The following is a 14,986-nucleotide window of genomic DNA, read 5'->3' as shown; positions in this document are numbered from 1 at the left end:
AGCGCTACCCCTTTCCGCCCACCATCAACTAAGCCGGTTTACCCCTTGTTTACTACCGTGGAGGTATGGCTAGAATCAGCGCCCAACAAGTAATAGATACCGTCCTCGACCACGGAAGTTTCACCTCCTGGGACGGCGCGCCCGAGCATGGCAACATCGACGAGTCCTACCGCGGCACACTGTCCCGAGCCTCTGAGAAAACCGGTCTCGATGAGGCCGTTATCACCGGTGAAGGCACCGTCGGCGGCAAGCGCGTCGCCGTCATCTGTTCTGAGTTCGGCTTCCTCGGCGGTTCTATCGGCGCCGCAACCGCTCGTCGTATTATTCGCAGCATCGAGCGCGCGACTGCGGAGCAGCTGCCGCTGTTGCTCTCCCCGACCTCGGGCGGCACTCGCATGCAGGAGGGCACTGCTGCGTTCGCGCTCATGATCTCTATTACCACCGCAGTGGCGCGCCACAAGGATTCTCACTTGCCATTCCTGGTGTACCTGCGCAATCCCACCACCGGTGGTGTCATGGCGTCGTGGGGGTCGGCAGGCCACTTCACCTTCGCAGAGCCCGGCGCACTTCTCGGCTTCCTCGGCCCGCGCGTCGTCGAGCTCGCTACCGGCGAACCCATGCCCGAAGGCATTCAGACCTCCGAGAACCTGTTCAAGCAGGGCATTATCGACGGCATCATTCCGCTCGAAGGTCTGCGCGGCGCTGTCCGCCGCACCATCGACGTGCTTGCCGACGGAGACCCCAGCGAACCCACCCCACCGCCAGTAGCAGCCATTGATGGTCGCGATACCTGGGAAGCTATCCTGCGCACCCGCGATACTTCTCGTCCAGGTGGCGGCGACATTATCGATGCCCTTGTCGACTGCTCCGTGCCGATCTCCGGCACTGGCGATGGCCACAAGTCGCTGTCGGTCCGGGCTCGCCTGGCGCGGATTGGTGAGCGGCCGGTGATTCTGGTCGCCCAGGATCGCCATAACCAGCCGCCGCTGGGCACGCATCCAATGGGGCCTGGCTCACTGCGTTTTGCCCGCCGTGCGATGCGCATCGCGGAGAGCCTGAACATTCCGCTAGTCACGGTCATTGACACCCCAGGCGCTGAGTTGACCAAAGACGCCGAGGAAAATGCCATGGCCGGCGAGATTGCCCGCACCTTGACCACGCTGGTGAACTTGAAGGTTCCGACCGTGTCACTCATTCTCGGCCAGGGCTGCGGTGGCGGTGCGCTGGCCATGCTGCCCTCTGACCGCGTGCTGGCAATGCACGATGCCTGGATGTCTCCGTTGCCGCCGGAGGGCGCTTCGGCGATTATCTACCGAGACACCGAGCATGCCCCGGAAATGATGGAGGAGCAGGGCGTTGGCGCCGAGGCCATGCTGAAGACCGGGGTCATCGACGAGATTGTGGCCGAACCTGAGGATTCGTCCGAACTGCCCCGCCGTGCTCTGAGTGCTATCGAGCACGCCCTCTGGGAGCTAGAGAAGAATCCGGCTCGCGTTGGCCGTGAGCAGCGTTTCGACCACTACCGTCGCTTCGCGCTGAGCGAGTAAGGGGGCTGGGGCCTGGTGTGGGGCTGGTCTGGGCCTGGTTTGGGGCTGGTGTGGGCCTTCAGCCCCCACCCCAACCTCAGAAAGCAAGAAAGTGACTGAGTTTATGACACTTTTGGGCAATTTTTCACGCCTGAAGTGTCATAAACGCAGTCACTTTCTTCGCCGGAAATCCTGCAAACCGCCGACGGAGGGATGGGCAGGAACCGCGAAGCGAAGCTCAGCCGGCCAACAGAGCTAGCATGCGGACTTTTACTTAACGTCCAACAGGTCGATGACGAAGACCAGGGTCTTACCAGACAGGAAGTGTCCTGCACCAGCCGGGCCGTAAGCTCTCTCCGGCGGGCAAATCAGCTCGCGACGACCGCCGACCTTCATGCCCGGAATGCCTTCCTGCCAACCGGCAATCAGGCCGTTCAGCGGGAACTCGATGGACTGGCCACGGTTCCAGGAAGAGTCGAACTCTTCACCGGTTTCGTAGTCAACACCCACGTAGTGGACCTCGACACGAGCACCCGGGGTGGCCTCCTTGCCGTCACCGACAGTGAGGTCGTTGATGACGAGTTCCGTCGGAGCCGGACCGGACTTAGCAGTGAGTTCTGGCTTGGACAAGACAATCTCCTATCACAGTTGGCTTTTTCACAGTTGGTATTCAGCCCAACGTAAATGGACCCAACTTAAATGGGGTTTCTTAGAATTCTAGGAAAAATAAAAGGCGCGTACCAACCTTTCGAAGGCTAGTACGCGCCTTTTCGCGTTTTCAACGCTGGACTTTTCTATGCTGAGTTACCTGCGAGAAACTCCTACGCGGTAATCGCTAGAAAATCCTTAGCGCTGGTCGCGCGGAACGAAGTCACGCTCGGTCTCGCCGGTGTAAATCTGGCGAGGACGGTTGATCTTCGATGCCGGGTCAGTGACCTGCTCGTTGAACTGAGCGATCCAGCCCGGGAGGCGGCCGATGGCGAACAGGACGGTGAAGAAGTCCGTCGGGAAGCCCATGGCGCGGTAAATCAGACCGGTGTAGAAGTCAACGTTCGGGTAGAGCTTGCGGGAGACGAAGTAGTCATCAGCCAGTGCAATCTCTTCCAGCTTCATAGCCAGATCCAGCAGCTCGTCGCCGCCGAGGTGCTGGAGCACCTCGTGGGCGGTCTTCTTAGCGATAGCTGCACGCGGGTCGTAGGACTTGTAGACGCGGTGACCGAAGCCCATCAGGCGGACGCCCGGCTCCTTGTTCTTCACGCGGTTCATGAACTCGGTTGCGTCGCCACCGTGGTTCTGCTGGATGTCCTCAAGCATCTCCAGAACAGCCTGGTTAGCGCCACCGTGCAGCGGGCCAGACAGAGCGTTGATACCAGCAGCGATGGAGACGAACATGGAAGCGCCGGAGGAAGCGACCATGCGGACGGTGGAGGTGGAGCAGTTCTGCTCGTGGTCAGCGTGCAGGATGAGCAGCTTATCCAGAGCGTCAACCACTACCGGATCAACCTCGTAGTCAGCGGTCGGGTAACCGAACATCATGCGCAGGAAGTTCTCGCGAGCGTTCAGGTTGTTGTCCGGGTACATGTACGGCTCACCCTTGGATGCGCGGTAAGCGTATGCAGCCAGCATCGGGACCTTAGCCATCAGGCGAACCGCAGCCAGGTTGCGCTGCTCTTCGTTCAGCGGATCCAGCTCGTCCTGGTAGTAGGAAGCCAGAATGTTGACCGAGGAAGCCAGGGTCTGCATCGGGTGTGCGCCACGCGGGAAGATGCTGAATGCGCGACGGAAGTCCTCGTCCAGCAGGGTGTGGTGACGAATGTCGTGGTTGAACTGCGCAAGCTCTTCCTCAGACGGAAGGTGGCCGTGAATCAGCAGGTAGGAAACCTCGTTGAAGGTAGCCTTCTCAGCCAGCTGCTCAATCGGGTAACCGCGGTAGCGCAGGATGCCGTTACCGCCGTCGATGTAAGTGATCTTGGACTCGGTAGAACCGGTGGCGGTGTAGCCCGGGTCGAAGGTGGTCAGTCCAGTTTCCTGGAGCATCTTGCCCAGTGCGATACCGTCGTTACCCTCGGTTGCCTTGACGATGTCCATCTCGAACTCGCCGCCCGGGTAGTGGAGTACAGCCTTGCCGTCTTTAGTAGCCACAACTTCCCTTTCACAGAAAAATTCTTCTTAACGACTCCAGAGTGCGGGGGAAGCAGGCACAGCGGAAAACAGCATGCTGCCTCCCAACTCCACGCCACCCCTTCGGGGTCGCATTGTTTTCAATGATTCAATTATGCGCGACATTTGCGTTCCATTGCATCTTGCCCAGTGAAAAAAGTTTGCTTAGTTCACATCGACCGTGTCGTAACCATAAAGAGCCGACACCTGCAGTGGATTAGAACACACAATATCAAAGAGTGTGAGCAGCGCAACACCCTCTACCCCATTCGGGCAGCCTGGGCTTACCCAATCTTGACCCCTCTTTACCCCGAAATGCAAATGGAAAAACGGGTTTATTACGTTGTCACTGCTCATTTACTAATCAGGAGGCCAGGAGCACATTCAACAGCCAATGTCTTTAAAAGTTCAAAAGCCATCGAGCCGACGCCCGAAAACACATCGACTAAATCCACAATAATTCACCCCTCGCCGCCCGCCCGAGGCTCCACACCGCCAAGTTTTCAGCGCCAACAAAACTGGAAAAAATTCTTCGCAAACTTTGCAAATACGCCAATCCACCCTGTTTTGTTATGCAAAGTACGGAAGCGGGGGCAATTGAACCCCACCCTTTTGCTATAAGTACCCCCGATTACCGCTAGAGTTTGAAGACAACGGCTGTATATCAAGCTTCACTTTGAATGCACTTTGAAAGGTTGCGCCTCATATGAGCGATCAATTCCCAGTCCTCCCTGAAGAGTTCCAGCCCGGCGACGGCCGCTTTGGCTGCGGCCCGTCGAAGGTTCGCCCGGCGCAGATTCAGGCAATCGTTGACGGCGGTACCTCTATCATGGGTACCTCCCACCGTCAGCCGGCAGTGAAGAACGTTGTTGGTGAGGTTCGCGAGGGTCTGGCTGAGCTCTTCCAGCTTCCGGAAGGCTACGAGATTGTCCTGTCCCTCGGCGGCGCAACCGCTTTCTGGGATGCTGCCACCTTTGGGCTCATCGAGAAGAAGTCCGCTCACCTGACTTACGGTGAGTTCTCCTCCAAGTTTGCCAAGGCCTCCAAGATGGCTCCGTGGCTCGACGCTCCGCAGATCATCGAAGCAGAGCCGGGTTCCGCACCTGAGGTTGTCGCTGGCGAAGAGGGCGTTGACCTTATTGGTTGGGCTCACAACGAGACCTCCACCGGCACCATGGTTCCGGTCACCCGCCCGGCAGGCTCCGAGGGCCAGCTCGTGGCTATCGATGCCACCTCCGGTGCCGGCGGCCTCCCGGTCGACATGTCCCAGGCTGACGTCTACTACTTCTCCCCGCAGAAGTGCTTCGCTTCTGACGGCGGCATCTGGTTGGCTGCAATGTCCCCGGCTGCCATCGATCGTATTGAGAAGATCAATTCTTCCGACCGCTTCATCCCGGCTTTCCTGAACCTGCAGACTGCCGTTGATAACTCCCGCAAGAACCAGACCTACAACACCCCGGCCGTCGGCACTTTGCTGATGCTGGCTGATCAGGTCAAGTGGATGAACGCCAACGGCGGCCTCGACGGCATGGTTGCCCGCACCACCGAGTCCTCCTCCCACCTCTACAACTGGGCTGAGAACCGCGCGGAGGCAACTCCGTTCGTCACCGATGCTGCAAAGCGCTCGCTGGTCGTCGGCACCATCGACTTCGAGGACAACATCGACGCCGCACAGATTGCCAAGGTTCTGCGCGCCAACGGCATCCTCGACATCGAGCCGTACCGCAAGCTGGGCCGCAACCAGCTGCGCATCGGTATGTTCCCGGCCATCGACCCGGAGGACATCCGTCGTCTGACTGGCGCTATCGACTGGGTTCTGGACAACGGCTACGCTGCAAAGTAACAGCCAAATACCGGCCTCAGCCGCATAACTCCCGCGCCACGCGCAAGGGCATTGCCCCATTTGTCCGTGACGCGGGAGTTTTGTCGTTTACCATGATTAGTGAGCATTACTTATAACGTCGACCAACAAGGAGGTTCTCGCATGAGGGAGCTGAAGCCCGTTCTGGACGGCGATGTGACCGATTCACTGATTCTCGTTCCCGCCGATATCACCGAGCAGGAACGGCAGGAGGGACTTCGCTTCACGCTGCCTCTCGACGAGAACCTGCGCACTTTCCTGGTCGAGCACTTCGAGCTCGCCGATGCCGCCGGTTCCCCTGCTGCAGCTGATTCCGCATCGCTTGCCGACGGATCCAGCGCCGCCACCGCCACTGCCAGCGGTAGCTCTGGGGAGAGTGCTACCGCAGAGAGGGGCTCCACCGACGGAAGTTCCACTAGTGGCAGCACAGCGGAAGCCACCACCGCAAGCGGCGACGCGGCCGAAGGCAGCGAGGCGGCCGGCAACTCCGCTACGGCAGGCGGGGCACCGAAGAAGACTCCAACGGCGCCGAAGCCTGTTCTGGAAGAGCCTCGCGTAGTTTTGTCGCCGCGCGAAATTCAGGACCGCATTCGCAGCGGTCAGACGGTGGAGGAGCTCATTGAGTACAGCGGCATGCAGCCGCGCAAGATTGAGTCCTTCGCCTACCCGGTGCTTGCAGAGCGCGCACGTATTGCGGAGCTCGGCAAGCAGTCGAAGCCACGTCGCATTGATGGCCCGGCCAAGTTGTCCCTGTGGGAGATTCTCGCCACCGCTTTTGCCGCTCGTGGCCAGGAACTCGCCGATGCCTCGTGGGATGCCTACCGCGACCCGAGTGGACAGTGGATTGTGACGGTTACTTGGAATGTCGGCCACACCACCAACGTAGCTGAGTGGAGTTACCAGGCGGAGGGACTTTCCGCACTCACCATTGCTCGCAATGAGCTGGCAGCAGAGCTGATTGACCCCGACTTTGCCCGCCGCAACCGAGACTTGGCTCCGCAGGCCAATCGAGCTGCTGATACCGCGGATACCTCTGAGATGCCAGCCGCATGGCAGTCTTCGGCGGAGCCGCAGCGAGGCCACGGGGAGCAGGATGTTCCGTCGCAAAGCGACGTCGACGACGATGTTGACGAGGCGGAGTTCTTGCAGCACCCGGACGCGGAGCAGCCGAAGCGCAAGAAGAAGACTGTCATGCCGTCGTGGGAGGATGTGCTACTCGGCGTACGTCCGAACGGCCCGAAGAAGTAGGAGTTTCCCTCGACAATGAGCTCCATGAACAGTGGCAACGCTTCTGATTTCGAATTCTCCGCGATTCGCCGCGGTGTAGTCACGATTTGGTTTATCAGCACCAATGACCCTGCTGCGACCCTGGAGACAGGTGTTCAGCATGACCGCGGTTTCGGGCGTCGTTTCCTAGCTCTCTATGACTCGACGTTGCCGGTAACACCGATTGGTGATTTCCCGCTCAACCGCTCGGCGGAAACCGGTGACGGTGAATACTACATCGGTGGATTTGAGGGCGTTGCCGTACTGCAGACGGTTCTCGATGATGTCTCGCAGCTGTCCAAGCTGTCGCCTCGTCTGCGCCAGGAGATTGCCGCCACGGACGTCTACGCGAGTGTGTCGAATAAATCCACGGGCTTCGGTGCCTTTGCGCATTGGCACGATGGTGAGCTCAAGCGTGCTTTCTCCGCTACTCGCTACCGCACACTGGAAGACATCGGTCTTCCCTGCCCCGCAGAGGGCAGCTTCTGGGCGGGCAAGCACCGCCCGCTGCCCGATGCTTTCGAAGGTACGGGTTCACGTCCACGCGAGGGGGTCGGTTTGCCGTTCGTTCCGGCAGAGCTTGCCGACGCCGTCATCACCGACTGGCTCGGATTCGACCCGCATTCGCCCGCTACCGATATCCCTGTTAGTGGTTTTGCGGTGGATGGCCGTCGTGCGGCTCCCGGGGCTTCGTATTCGACGTCTCGTAGTCCACGCGGGCTAATGGGTGAGCCGGGTTCGTCCGAGTCTGGCGCAGAGCTTGACCGCGCCTACGACGACTACGAAGTTCACAACGCAGAGCCGAACCGAGACTTTCTGGAGGAGCTCAGTCGCTTTGGGGCTAAGGCCAAGAACTTCGCTGGCCGCACCTGGCAGCGGGCGCGAGGCAAGTTCGGGAAATAGTTTCTACCGCCCTGCGCGCTGCGACTGAACGCGCAGTCGCTCGTAGAACGCGATCGCCGCGGAGGTAGCCACATTCAGGCTGTCAGTTCCCGGTGACATGGGAATGCGAGCACGCACATCGGTGGCTGCCATCGCGTGCTCGGTAAGCCCCTGCCCCTCAGCGCCAACGAGAATCGCGACCTTGTCCGTGTCCATGGCATCCCACAGGTCCACCGTGCCCGCAGGGGTCATCGACACCACGCGGAAGCCCTGCTCTTTGAGCTGGTCCAGGCTTCGCTGCCAGGTGGTCGTAGTACCGGGCAGAGTCGCAAATGGGACTGTCAGCACATGCCCCATGGAAACGCGCACGCTGCGGCGATACAGCGGATCGGCGCAGGCCGCGCCGAAGACGACCCCATCCACGCCCATGCCCGCCGCGTTACGGAACAGGGCTCCGATGTTCTCGTGGTCACCGACTCCCTCCATCACGGCCAAGGTGGTGGCTCCGCTCAGAACTTGGTCCACCGATAGCTCCGGCGCGCGGTCAGCGGTGGCCAGAAGGCCGCGGTGAAGATCAAATCCGGCCGCTGCGGCCAGAACCTCGCGGTCGAGTTCAAACCAGGGCACCGTTTCCGCAATAGCGGCCTCGCTCGCGGTCAGTCCGTCGGCAAGCGATGCGAGCTTCTGGCGAGTACCAAAGACTGCGCGGAGCGGAAAGCGTGAGCGCACTAACCGCGGCACAATGAGCGTGCCTTCGGCGATGACCAGCCCCTTCCCACCGGGCAAATCGGGGCGGGAATCGGACTTGTTGAGGTTGCGGATGTCATCGAGACGGCTGTCGGCGGGATCGTCGACGACGATGGGCGCAAAGCGTTCGAGGGATGCGTTGGTACTCATGGAAACTCTTTAGCCGCCCAGCAGAGCGGTGAACGGATCGGCGGCGAAGTAGATGATGAACAGGCCGGAGACAATCCACATCAGCGGATGTACGGACTTGGCACGACCCGAGAAGATAGCCATCGCAGCAAAGGTGATGAAACCGATGCCGATACCATTTGCAATCGAGTAGGTAAACGGCATGGTGACAATAGTCAAAAATGCCGGCAGTGCGATGTCGAAACGGGTGAAATCAATCTCGGTAATCTGCCCGATCATCATGGCACCGACGATGACCAGCACTGGCGCGGCAGCCTCGATGGGCACGATTTCATAGAGCGGGGTGAAAAACATCGCTGCCAGAAAGAGGATGCCGGTGACAATGTTGGCAAGGCCAGTGCGTGCACCATCGGCGATGCCCGCTGCGGAGTCCACAAAGACGGTGTTCGACGAGGAGCTGACTGCACCACCGACAATGGCACCGGTGCCTTCGACAACCAGTGCGCGCTTCATGTCCGGCAGCACACCGTCTTCATCGACAAGTGCGGCCTGCTTGCCCAGACCAGTCATCGTGCCCATGGCATCGAAGAAGTTCGCCAGGACCAAGGTAAACAGCAGCATGGTGGCGCTGAGGGCACCGACGCGGGCAAAGGATCCGAAAAGATCCACAGCTCCAACGAGGGACAAGTCCGGCATGCCGCCTACGCGGTCCGGCAGAGTCGGTACCGCAAGATTCCAACCGGTCGGCACTGGCTTGCCATCAGCGAAGGAGGGGCCCGCATCCGTCAAGGCCTCGACTGCGAGCGCAATGATGGTATTCAGCACGATGCCGATGAACAGGCCACCTGGAATATTGCGGACAACCATGATGCCGCAGATAATCAGCCCGAGGACGAACACGGCGGTCGGCCACGAGGCAATCTGACCATTGATGCCGAGCTGCACCGGAACAGTCGTGTCAGCGGCATCGGGAATACGGCGAACCAGGCCACCGTCGACCAGACCAATCATGGCAATGAATAGGCCGATACCCACACTCATCGCGGCCTTCATATCGGACGGAATCGCGTGGAAGACAGCTGTGCGGAATCCGGTCAGCGCCAGCAGCACGATAATCACGCCGTCCAGCACGACCAGGCCCATCGCTTCTTCCCAGGCCAGCCCCTCGTTAGCAACGAATGTCACGGCAACCAGGGTGTTGATGCCCAGGCCCGTCGCAATGCCGAAGGGGTACTTGGCAAAGAGACCAAAAGTAATGGTCATGACACCCGCGGCGAGCGCGGTGACAGCGGCGACCTGTGGTATCCCCAGGCTATTGCCGTTGACATCCTCGATATTGCCGAGGATCAGCGGGTTGAGCAGAATGATGTAGGCCATCGCGAAGAAGGTCACTACGCCACCGCGAATCTCGGTCACGGTCGTCGAACCGCGCTCCGTGATGTGAAAATAGCGGTCCACTGCCGAAAGATGGCTCCCCTTCCGTGCAGGCTTGGAGTCCTTCGCCTCATCTGAGGATGTTGCAGAGGTGGACGTACCTTTGTCCATTTTTTATGCCTCTCTAGAGTCTCTTTACTATCCGTGTCACGTGTTTATCCGTGTCAGAGCGGAATTTTTGTGCCGAAAACCGTAACGGTGCAGTCTCTGGGGCCACGGTGGCGTCGAAACTGCACCTTCTTCGTCATCGCGTTTGCCTAGGTGGAAAGCTACAGGTGGGAATCCTGGTAGGGTTCCGCCACCGGTGCACCCTGCCCCGTTACTTCCGGGATAGCTGAGTGAGCACCGCAGCCGTGGTCAAAGCTTACGGCCGTGGCATCGAATGTCCATTCGTTAACGCACACGCCCCAGTTCTTACCGAGCGGCCCGGTCAGCGGGACCATAAAGGCGCAGGTTCGGCAACGGTGCAATGCTTCCCGAGCAAAGTCACTCTCGGGGCCGGTATCGCCCTCTTCCCAACGCTGCTCGGTGTCTTCCACACCACGCGCCGACAAGGTGCGGGTCTGCAAGTCATCGCCGTCGAGTCGCTCATCTCCCACCGCAGCCGGCAACAAATCGCGTGGACCGAGGTCACCGGGGCGCAGCCGCTCCTCGTAGGGCACCCATTCAGGCGCCTGCAGCGCGGTTTCGCCAGGGACAAGAGCCACTTCACTGACCGTCGCCTGTTGAGTGCCCGGCGCGCACGCGACCACCACATGCCACTCCCAGCCCCTGTATCCGGGCAGGTCAGCCGCAAAACGATGCACCGCAACGCCCTCGCCTACGACACTTACACCGGTGTGCGCGCCGGCAGGCCCCTCCCCGAGCTCTTCAATCGCGGTACGGGCAGTGTCGACCGCCTGGTGATTCATCACCTTCCCCCGTCGGCGGCTGTTTCGGGAACGTCGTCGATTTTCAGTCACGTTTCCTATCCTAGAGTGAAGCTATGGACAGATTCCCGTCGGGCGATGCAAAACTCGCCCGCCCTTTCCACTCATCACGCTTTACGACGGTCCGAGCTGCCATCCTCTCCGTGGCAACTGCCGCCCTATTGGCCGGCTGTGCGGCTGAAACTGGTTCAGGTGGCGATCCCTCAGGCGAGGCCCCTTCTAGTGGAGCTAGTGCGGACTCGAACTCCGGCACCGCCCCAAGGTCGACTTCGGCATCGGTTAATCCCTCCGAGCTGGTCGGTGCCGATAAGGTGCCGGGGCTCGGTGACGTTCCGACACTGAAACTGGCCATCGAGCAGTCCTATCCTGTCTTGGCTCCACCACTTCCCACGGAGAAGAATGTCGCTGCGCCTTTTGTCCAGGGCCTTGAGTTCGAACCCGATGGTTCTTTGTTGATGGGCACCGGCCTCTACGGTGAGTCCCAGATTTACCGATTACCGCAGTGGCTCGACAACTCTGCAGCCGAGCCGATCAACGTGGAAGATTTACAGCCTGAACTCTTCGGCGAGGGGATTACCCGTCATGGAGATACCGTGTGGCAGCTGACGTGGAAGGAAGGACGCGCCATTGAACGCGACGCGGCTACTCTCAAGCAGCGTCGCGAGGTTCCCTTCGACACCGAGGGCTGGGGCGCGTGCTCCTTCGATGACACCATCGTGACCTCCGACGGCAGTGGCACCCTCACTTTCCGCGCCCCCGATGACCTCTCTTCCCAGCGTCAACTGGCGGTCACTGCAGCAGGTACAGAGACAACGTGGCTCAACGAACTCGAGTGCGTCACTGTCAACGGCGACGCAGCTCTGGACGAAGTGCCGGACGAAGTACCAGCGGACACGAGCGATTCAAACAACCAGAGCAACGCGGACGGACCAAACTCCCCGCAATCGCACCGCGAGATTTGGGCCAACGTCTGGCAGAGTCCATTCATCTACCGCATCAACCCGGAAGACGGAAAGGTCACAGGCATCGTCGATGCCACCGAACTCTTCCGCGACTTGTACGCGCAGCTCTCCCCAGCAGAGCAAAACAGTATTGATGTGCTCAACGGCATTGCTCTAATGCCGGATTCTTCCTCTACCTCCCCCAATGGCCCCCGCCAGTTCCTGCTCACAGGGAAGAAATGGCCCACGGCCTACCGTGTTACCGTGAGTGAATAGCAGTATCTGGCCCGAAAACGGCTAGTGTGACTGAACGTAGCTTCAATTCCGTTACGAATGTCGGGAAGTGAGAGTTGATGGGATCGAGTAGGCGCCGCTGGCAACAGAATAGTAAGGCGTTCATGGTTGTCGGCGCTATTGTCGTGGTGGGTCTTGTCGTCACCGGCATTGTCCTTGCTGTCAATAAGTGGACCAACCAGGCAATCGACGACCCGCACGCGCTGTCCATCGAGGTCATTCAGGACGGCGAAACCACAGAGGTTCTTCCCTACCGTGTCTGCGACCTCTTTGAGAAGAATGCCTGCACCACGACTGAGGCCAACGCCGCCAAGATTTCTCTGGGCGAGCAGGAGACAGCTGAGGTTAACGTCGGCTCCACTGTTGGCTCTAACTCTTGGACTCTGCAGCGTTTCTTCTCCGACGATGCGGTCAACTCCACCTCTCGCAAGGATCCGGGCGAAGCCACGACCGAGACCATCGCCGGCTCCGCAGCTGTTGCCGGCAAACGCACCCCACTCGGGGTCGTGGAGGTTTCCACCGCGCTCATCGGAAAGAACTCCGAGGGTGAAGAGACCACCTACGGTATTACTTGGTCGATCGTCAACGAACAGTCGTAAAGCACAGCAAAACGCCCGCTCACTGAGGTTATCCACCTTCGTGAGCGGGCGTTTTTCACATCTTCTACCGACTTACGAGTCCAGCTCGCGCGCGACCGCACGCAGGACTTCAGCCATCTGGTGGCCGTCCTTACGCTCCGGGTAACGCCCGGCGCGCAGGTCACGCTGCACCGTCGACTCCAGCATGGAAATCATGTCCGAAATCATGCCGTTGAGATCGCTGGGGCTGTGCTTCTTTGCTTGACGACGGGCTCCTGCGCCCCCACCTGCCCCGCCACGGCGGTGACGGGCACCGCGCGGTCCCTCGTCGAGCACCTTGATCCGGAGAGCCTGCGGGCCTGGGCGGCCGTCAGCGTAGTCGTACTCCAGGCGCTGACCAGTTACGAGTTCTTCCACACCTTTCGGCAGCACGTTCTTGCCGATGTAGACATCTTCACCGTCCGGATTCGAAACGAAGCCAAAACCGCGATCCTTGTCGTACCACCTGACCTTACCGATGGGCACTTTCCACCTAACCTTCCCGTGCCCTGTGACTGGGGGCACTCAACCTCGTTCCCCCTTGTGCAGCGGTGACTGCCCTTCGGGGTCTTCGGATCGGAGATGCAATTCTTCCGCATTTGCCACCGTCCTCGCACGCACAAACGGCCAGAGTTAGAGGCTCGCTCGCGGCGAGCCTGGCCAGACAGGATCGCGAGGATATGCCGGGCCGGGCGCTGTCTTAATGGTGTTCCTTTAATTAAGGTGCGACCAAAACAGGACGCACTCCAACGGGGAACACATTATTTATTACTGCTTACTAGTGCGAAGTGGCGGCAGCGGTAGCGGCGTGCATGTGCACGTCACCTCCGATTACCTAAAGAACTCAATTATACCCATAGATGGAGACATAAAGGGAAGACGGATTTGAGTGAAGCGAGCACGCTCGCGGATTGACACACCGAGACGGCAACTAACTGCCAGCGTTGGTTCTTTATGGCTATCTCTTATGGCCATCCTTCTCAGTGCATGCGGCGCGCCAAAACCGGAAAAATAACAAGACGATAACGTGAGCTTTATCACATTTTGAAGTTTTAACTTACACAACACCAATAACAGTCACGTCTCTTACCTGCAGTTTCACCTACTTTTATGCATATTTCCCACCTGCGCTCAAAATTAAGAATCCGGCGATTCGCGTGACTATTTCGTTATCAACCGCTACGGTGTGCAATCGACGCGTTTAACGGACGAAGTCGCATAGATCGCCTTCATCTCACTCCAGTGCGATGACATCGGCCCGTTATCAATAACGTGAAGAACTTTCCATAAGAGTGAGATGGGGTTGCATTAGCCCCACTGGCGCCACAAAGAAAATCGACGAAAAGGAAATTTTCATATGGCTCGCCACGCAGCTAAGACCAACACCTTCGCTTCCACTTCGGCAAAGGTTGCACTGACCGGCGCAATCCTCGGTGCCGGTGCCGCTATCTTCGCACCGACCGCTTCTGCAGCTCCGGACTCCGACTGGGACCGCCTGGCACAGTGTGAGTCCGGCGGCAACTGGCACATCAACACCGGAAACGGCTACTACGGCGGTCTGCAGTTCTCCGCAAGCACCTGGAACGCTTTCGGTGGTAACGAGTTCGCTTCGACCGCTGATCAGGCTTCCCGCGAGCAGCAGATTTACGTTGCTGAGAAGGTCCTGGCTCAGCAGGGTTGGGGCGCATGGCCGGCTTGCTCCGCAAGCCTGGGTCTCTCCTCCGGCCCGACCGATCGTCCGCACCCGAGCCAGGGCTCCGCTCCTGTTCGCGCACAGGCCGCTCCGGCAGCTGCTGCTTCCGACTCCAAGACTGACCTGGTCCAGCAGTTCGCTGACCGCCTGTCCAACGTCGACAGCCTGTCCGACGCTCAGGCACTCATCGCTGAGTTCCGTGCACTGACCGGCGAGGTTGAGCTCCCGCAGGAACTGGTCGCAGCCATTCCGTTCGACCTGTCGAAGCTGCAGGGTCTGATTTAAGACTTTCGAGCTAGCCAGCTCATCACAGTAGCCCCGAGGGTAATCCCCCTCGGGGCTACTTTTTGGCTTCCGCAGGTTGGCGGTACCGACCCAACGCGAGTTAGTGACTGCGTGAGTTACTGCCTGCGTTTATGGCTAGCGACCGCGTGCCAACGCGAGTTAGTGACTGCGTTTATGACAAAAATGGCCCGGTAGGTTCAGGCGGTGAATGCATCACCACTT

General features: G+C 59.5%; 13 protein-coding genes. 7 read left to right on the top strand and 6 right to left on the bottom strand.

From position 1 onward, the window contains the following. The first annotated feature begins 65 nt into the window (after window positions 1–65). Entirely contained in the window at window positions 66–1,547 is a 1,482-nt protein-coding gene (locus HMPREF2849_RS02940) for a carboxyl transferase domain-containing protein (RefSeq protein WP_070862586.1), read from the top strand. A 249-nt stretch (window positions 1,548–1,796) separates the two neighbouring features. Here the strand turns inward: HMPREF2849_RS02940 and HMPREF2849_RS02935 are convergent, their stop codons facing one another. Together HMPREF2849_RS02935 and HMPREF2849_RS02930 are read right to left on the bottom strand one after the other, a co-directional pair. Continuing rightward, complete coding sequence (locus tag HMPREF2849_RS02935) at window positions 1,797–2,156, bottom strand: FKBP-type peptidyl-prolyl cis-trans isomerase (protein WP_070862585.1); 360 nt, start codon at window positions 2,154–2,156, stop codon at window positions 1,797–1,799. A gap of 216 nt (window positions 2,157–2,372) precedes the next feature. Then, entirely contained in the window at window positions 2,373–3,668 is a 1,296-nt protein-coding gene (locus tag HMPREF2849_RS02930; RefSeq protein WP_016423307.1) for a citrate synthase, read from the bottom strand. A gap of 724 nt (window positions 3,669–4,392) precedes the next feature. On the opposite strand from HMPREF2849_RS02930, the gene serC reads away from it, so the two are divergent. The 3 genes from serC (at window position 4,393) to HMPREF2849_RS02915 (ending at window position 7,716) form a co-directional block, all read left to right on the top strand. Beyond that, window positions 4,393–5,529, top strand: coding sequence for a phosphoserine transaminase (gene serC, locus HMPREF2849_RS02925; RefSeq protein ID WP_070549879.1), 1,137 nt, complete (start codon window positions 4,393–4,395; stop codon window positions 5,527–5,529). A gap of 141 nt (window positions 5,530–5,670) precedes the next feature. Next, on the top strand, window positions 5,671–6,795 hold the full coding sequence (gene sepH, locus HMPREF2849_RS02920; protein WP_083295721.1) for a septation protein SepH: 1,125 nt from the start codon (window positions 5,671–5,673) through the stop codon (window positions 6,793–6,795). 15 nt (window positions 6,796–6,810) lie between these two features. Then, window positions 6,811–7,716 carry a DUF6928 family protein gene (locus HMPREF2849_RS02915; RefSeq protein WP_070595312.1) on the top strand — a complete coding sequence of 302 codons (906 nt, stop codon included), beginning with the start codon at window positions 6,811–6,813 and terminating at the stop codon, window positions 7,714–7,716. A gap of 3 nt (window positions 7,717–7,719) precedes the next feature. On the opposite strand, the gene HMPREF2849_RS02910 is transcribed toward HMPREF2849_RS02915, so the two are convergent. From HMPREF2849_RS02910 to HMPREF2849_RS02900, 3 genes are all read right to left on the bottom strand, one after another. After that, window positions 7,720–8,592 (bottom strand): TrmH family RNA methyltransferase, encoded by an 873-nt coding sequence (locus HMPREF2849_RS02910; protein ID WP_069359664.1) that lies wholly within the window; start codon window positions 8,590–8,592, stop codon window positions 7,720–7,722. A gap of 9 nt (window positions 8,593–8,601) precedes the next feature. Beyond that, complete coding sequence (locus HMPREF2849_RS02905) at window positions 8,602–10,116, bottom strand: NCS2 family permease (protein WP_016423312.1); 1,515 nt, start codon at window positions 10,114–10,116, stop codon at window positions 8,602–8,604. Window positions 10,117–10,274: 158 nt separating this feature from the next. Then, on the bottom strand, window positions 10,275–10,967 hold the full coding sequence (locus HMPREF2849_RS02900; protein WP_224433761.1) for a DUF3027 domain-containing protein: 693 nt from the start codon (window positions 10,965–10,967) through the stop codon (window positions 10,275–10,277). Between the two features lie 23 nt (window positions 10,968–10,990). Between HMPREF2849_RS02900 and HMPREF2849_RS02895 the strand changes: the two genes are divergently transcribed. Both HMPREF2849_RS02895 and HMPREF2849_RS02890 read left to right on the top strand, forming a co-directional pair. After that, the gene (locus HMPREF2849_RS02895; RefSeq protein ID WP_070862584.1) at window positions 10,991–12,151 is read left to right on the top strand and encodes a glutaminyl-peptide cyclotransferase; all 1,161 of its coding nucleotides are present in this window, start codon (window positions 10,991–10,993) and stop codon (window positions 12,149–12,151) included. 122 nt (window positions 12,152–12,273) lie between these two features. After that, the gene (locus tag HMPREF2849_RS02890) at window positions 12,274–12,768 is read left to right on the top strand and encodes a DUF2771 family protein (RefSeq protein WP_049193037.1); all 495 of its coding nucleotides are present in this window, start codon (window positions 12,274–12,276) and stop codon (window positions 12,766–12,768) included. Window positions 12,769–12,840: 72 nt separating this feature from the next. On the opposite strand, the gene HMPREF2849_RS02885 is transcribed toward HMPREF2849_RS02890, so the two are convergent. Next, a complete protein-coding gene (locus tag HMPREF2849_RS02885) occupies window positions 12,841–13,272 on the bottom strand; it encodes a cold-shock protein (protein ID WP_005511873.1) in 432 nt (143 codons plus the stop codon). Window positions 13,273–14,143: 871 nt separating this feature from the next. On the opposite strand from HMPREF2849_RS02885, the gene HMPREF2849_RS02880 reads away from it, so the two are divergent. Beyond that, window positions 14,144–14,764: a transglycosylase family protein gene (locus HMPREF2849_RS02880; RefSeq protein WP_016423316.1), complete on the top strand. Its 621-nt coding sequence runs from the start codon at window positions 14,144–14,146 to the stop codon at window positions 14,762–14,764. The last annotated feature ends 222 nt before the right edge of the window (window positions 14,765–14,986 follow it).

It is taken from the genome of Corynebacterium sp. HMSC073B01 (genome assembly GCF_001838255.1).
GTDB classification, from domain to species: domain Bacteria; phylum Actinomycetota; class Actinomycetes; order Mycobacteriales; family Mycobacteriaceae; genus Corynebacterium; species Corynebacterium jeikeium_D.
Note: the sequence above shows the minus strand (reverse complement) of the source record. Positions and strands in the feature narration are given on the sequence as shown.